Source organism: Alteromonas alvinellae (genome assembly GCF_902705805.1).
Map to the genome: position 1 here is coordinate 1 of NZ_CACSIH010000230.1, position 369 is coordinate 369.

A 369-nucleotide genomic window follows, 5' to 3' on the forward strand; every position below is an offset into this window, starting at 1 on the left:
GCGCCCCTTATTTAAAAGTTATAAGCCACGGAAAATTGTGAAATGGATTCTCTTTTTATTTACTCTGCGTTAGTCACATACTTAGTACTTAGCATTGCAGTATCAGTATTCTTAGCCAAAAGAGAAGACTTAGACTCTGTTCAAAAAATTGCTCAAATAATTATTGCTTGGTTAATTCCAATCATTGGAGCAGTTGCTCTTTGGCAGTTTAATAAAAGTCAGGATCAACCAACTAAGAAGTATTCTGAATTTGGTGGTGGCAACAGAGACAGTAGCGGAGCTGGGTCAGATGGTAGTCATTAACAATGGCATATAACAACTCAATAAACTCACTCACTTCGTTCGCTGGGACGCATACACGCGGGGCGG

Annotated in this window: 1 protein-coding gene; it reads left to right on the top strand. The window is 39.6% G+C overall.

The annotated features are described in order from the left end of the window. Positions 1-42 precede the first annotated feature (42 nt). Positions 43-303 (top strand): hypothetical protein, encoded by a 261-nt coding sequence (locus ACX5KA_RS18240; RefSeq protein ID WP_239636872.1) that lies wholly within the window; start codon positions 43-45, stop codon positions 301-303. Positions 304-369 lie beyond the last annotated feature (66 nt).